Here is a 3,317-nt window from a genome sequence, read left to right on the forward strand (position 1 = left end):
AAAAACACACTGCCGCAGGGTTGGCTGACCAGGGCTTCTTGCCCCTGGCCGCCAGACGCCCGCCACCTGCGGCGGTGTGCAGCGGGCTACATCAGCATGGTGTTGCGGATCAGGCCCACTGCGAGCCCTTCGATTTCGAAAGGCTCGCCCGGATGCACGGTGATGACGGGGTAGTCAGGGTTTTCGGGCAGCAGCTCGATGGCGGTGGCCGTGCGGCGCAGGCGCTTGACGGTGACGTCGTCGCCCAGCCGGGCCACGATGATCTGGCCGTTGCGCGCCTCGCGGGTGGATTGCACGGCAAGCAGGTCGCCGTCCATGATGCCCGCATCGCGCATGGACATGCCGCGCACCTTGAGCAGGTAATCCGGCTTGTGCTGGAACAGGCTGCCCTCCACGCTGTAGGTTTGGTCGACGTGTTCCTGCGCGAGAATGGGCGACCCTGCCGCCACCCGCCCCACCAGGGGAAGCGACAGCTGCGACAGGCCCGGAATGGGCAGGTTGAACTGGGTGCCGCGGGCGGCATTGATGGAGCGCACCGTGTCGCTGCGCAGCCGGATGCCGCGCGATGTGCCACTGACCAGTTCGATGACGCCCTTGCGGGCCAGGGCCTGCAGGTGCTCTTCGGCCGCATTGGCGGACTTGAAGCCGAACTCGGCGGCGATTTCCGCCCGGGTGGGGGGCGCGCCGGTGCGGGAGATGGCGGTCTGGATCAGATCGAGGATCTGTTGCTGGCGGGCGGTGAGCTTGGGACTGTCGAACATGAGTGACTCCGGTGCTGAACGGATAGGCAGGGAGAGGCCTGTTTTTTAATCCAGTCACTGTATTTTTAACCAGTTTTTTGGAGCGTGCAAGTGGGCACAGGAAAAATCGTGGTGCTGGGCACCGGCGGAACCATCGCGGGCAAGGCCGCCAAGGCCGGAGACAACATCGGCTATACCGCCGGCCAGGTGAGCGTAGGGCAGTTACTGGAGGCGATTCCTGGATTGGCGCAGGCGGCCCGTGGCCGGATCGAAGCCGAGCAGATCGCGCAGATCGACAGCAAGGACATGGATTTCGCCGTATGGCGGCAACTGGCCCACCGATGCACGCAGTTGCTGGCCGATCCCGATGTGCGCGGGGTGGTGGTCACGCACGGCACCGACACGCTGGAGGAGACGGCGTGGTTCCTGGACTCGGTCCTGGACACTGCCGAACGCCCCGTGGTGCTGGCCTGCGCCATGCGGCCGGCAACGGCGATCGCGCCGGACGGTCCGCAGAATCTGCTCGATGCGGTGGCGGTAGCGGCCACGCCCGGGGCGCGCGGGGTGCTGGCGGTGGTGGCAGGCACGATCCACACCGCGCGCGACGTGCAGAAAGTGCACCCCTATCGCGTGGATGCCTTCAGCTCAGGAGACGCCGGGCCGCTGGGCTGGGTGGAGGAGGGCGCGGTTCGCCTGGCCCATGGCTGGCCGGCCCCTTCGGTTCCGCGATTGGATGCGCTTCACCACATCGCCAACACTTACCTGTGGCCGCGGGTGGAGGTGCTCATGAACCACGTCGGCGCCGATGGCCGCATCGTCGACCTGCTGGTGCTGGACGGCGTGGATGGCCTCGTGGTGGCGGCGACGGGCAACGGCACGCTGCACCATGCCCTGGCCAAGGCGCTGGAGCGCGCGCACGAGAGCGGTGTGGAAGTGCGCGTGGCCACCCGCTGCCCGCTGGGCCGGGTGCTGCCCAAGCCGGGGGACGCCTTGCCCCACTCGGAGGGGTTGAGCCCGGTGAAGGCCCGCATCAGCCTGCTGCTCGATCTGCTCGCCCGGCCTCGGCGCCCCTGAAATGGCAACGCCCCGCAGAGGGCGGGGCGTTCCAGGCACGGCCGAGGTGCCGTGCGGGTTCAGTCGGCAATCAGCCGGCCAGTGCGGCCAGCGCACGCTGGGTGATCTCTTCCACACTGCCCGTGCCGCTGATGGCGCGGTATTTGGGAGCGCCGGCCGGATCGGCCTTGGCCCAGCTGGAGTAGTACTCCACCAGCGGACGGGTCTGGGCGCTGTACACATCCAGGCGCTTCTTGACGGTGGCCTCCTTGTCGTCTTCGCGCTGGATGAGGTCTTCGCCGGTCACGTCGTCCTTGCCTTCCACCTTGGGCGGGTTGAACTTGACGTGGTACGTGCGACCGCTGGCCGGGTGGGAGCGGCGGCCGCTCATGCGTTCGATGATGGCATCGAAGGGCACGTCGATCTCGAGCACATAGTCGAGCTTGACGCCCGCGGCCTTCATGGCGTCGGCCTGCGGGATGGTGCGGGGAAATCCGTCGAACAGGAAGCCGGACGTGCAGTCGGGCTGTGCAATGCGCTCTTTCACGAGATTGATGATGAGGTCGTCGCTGACCAGCGCCCCCGCATCCATGACGGCCTTGGCCTGCTGCCCCAGCGGCGTGCCTGCCTTGACGGCGGCGCGCAGCATGTCACCGGTGGAGATTTGCGGAATACCGTATTTCTGGCAAATGAATGCGGCCTGCGTGCCCTTTCCGGCGCCGGGTGCGCCCAAAAGAATCAGTCTCATGGATGTCCTCTAAGTGTTGAATTCGGCTGGCGCCACTGGCCACGGGCTTGCCTCCGGCCCGGGATGCGGCGCTCTGATCGCGGGCAAGGATAGCACGCGGGTCCACGCGCTTTCCTGACACGGCGGAGACTCTGAAAACGCTAGGAAAACAGCGCTCGCACGCGTTCCAGATCCTGGGGGGTGTCCACGCCGGGGCCAGGTGCCGAAGCGGTCACATGCACGGCGATGCGGTGGCCGTGCCACAGCGCCCGCAACTGCTCCAGTGCCTCGACCGCTTCAGTGGGCGCGGGCGGCAGGGCCGGAAACTGCCGAAGGAATGCGGCGCGGTAGCTGTAGAGGCCGATGTGGCGCAGCGGCGCATACCCTGGCGGCACGCCGGTGGCCGCGCCATCGGGCCCCTGCGTCCACCAGGCAGCGTTGGCATGGTCGCGTGCATGCGGAATGGGCGCCCGGCTGAAGTAGTGCGCGAGACCGCGCGCATCGAGCACGACCTTCACGACATGGGGGCTGGTGTAGTCGGCCAGCGTGCCGATGGCATGGGCGGCGGTCCCCATGCTGGCGTCCGTGCGGGCCGGCAGCAGGGCGGCCACGGCATCGATCAGCGCGGGGTCGATCAGCGGCTCGTCGCCCTGCACGTTCACCACGATGTCGTCGCCTGCCAGGCCCAGCTGTTCGCAGGCCTCGGCCAGGCGGTCGCTGCCGCTCGGATGGTCGGGCCGCGTGAGCAGGGCCTGCACGCCATGCGCCTGGCAGGCCGCGAGGATGCGGGCATCGTC

Annotated in this window: 4 protein-coding genes; 1 reads left to right on the forward strand and 3 read right to left on the reverse strand. The window is 67.9% G+C overall.

Features of this window, described 5'->3' with window-relative positions; translation table 11 throughout:
• Positions 1-86 precede the first annotated feature (86 nt).
• Positions 87-761: a transcriptional repressor LexA gene (lexA, locus tag AC27KI_RS21255; RefSeq protein ID WP_284401200.1), complete on the reverse strand. Its 675-nt coding sequence runs from the start codon at positions 759-761 to the stop codon at positions 87-89.
• An 84-nt stretch (positions 762-845) separates the two neighbouring features.
• Between lexA and AC27KI_RS21260 the strand changes: the two genes are divergently transcribed.
• Entirely contained in the window at positions 846-1,814 is a 969-nt protein-coding gene (locus tag AC27KI_RS21260) for an asparaginase (protein ID WP_317357944.1), read from the forward strand.
• Positions 1,815-1,884: 70 nt separating this feature from the next.
• Here the strand turns inward: AC27KI_RS21260 and adk are convergent, their stop codons facing one another.
• On the reverse strand, positions 1,885-2,541 hold the full coding sequence (gene adk / locus AC27KI_RS21265; RefSeq protein ID WP_284412921.1) for an adenylate kinase: 657 nt from the start codon (positions 2,539-2,541) through the stop codon (positions 1,885-1,887).
• Positions 2,542-2,681: 140 nt separating this feature from the next.
• The coding region (gene kdsB / locus AC27KI_RS21270) for a 3-deoxy-manno-octulosonate cytidylyltransferase (protein ID WP_487115694.1) at positions 2,682-3,317 on the reverse strand (636 nt) is incomplete at its 5' end.

Source organism: Acidovorax sp. KPB24-03, assembly GCF_057546605.1.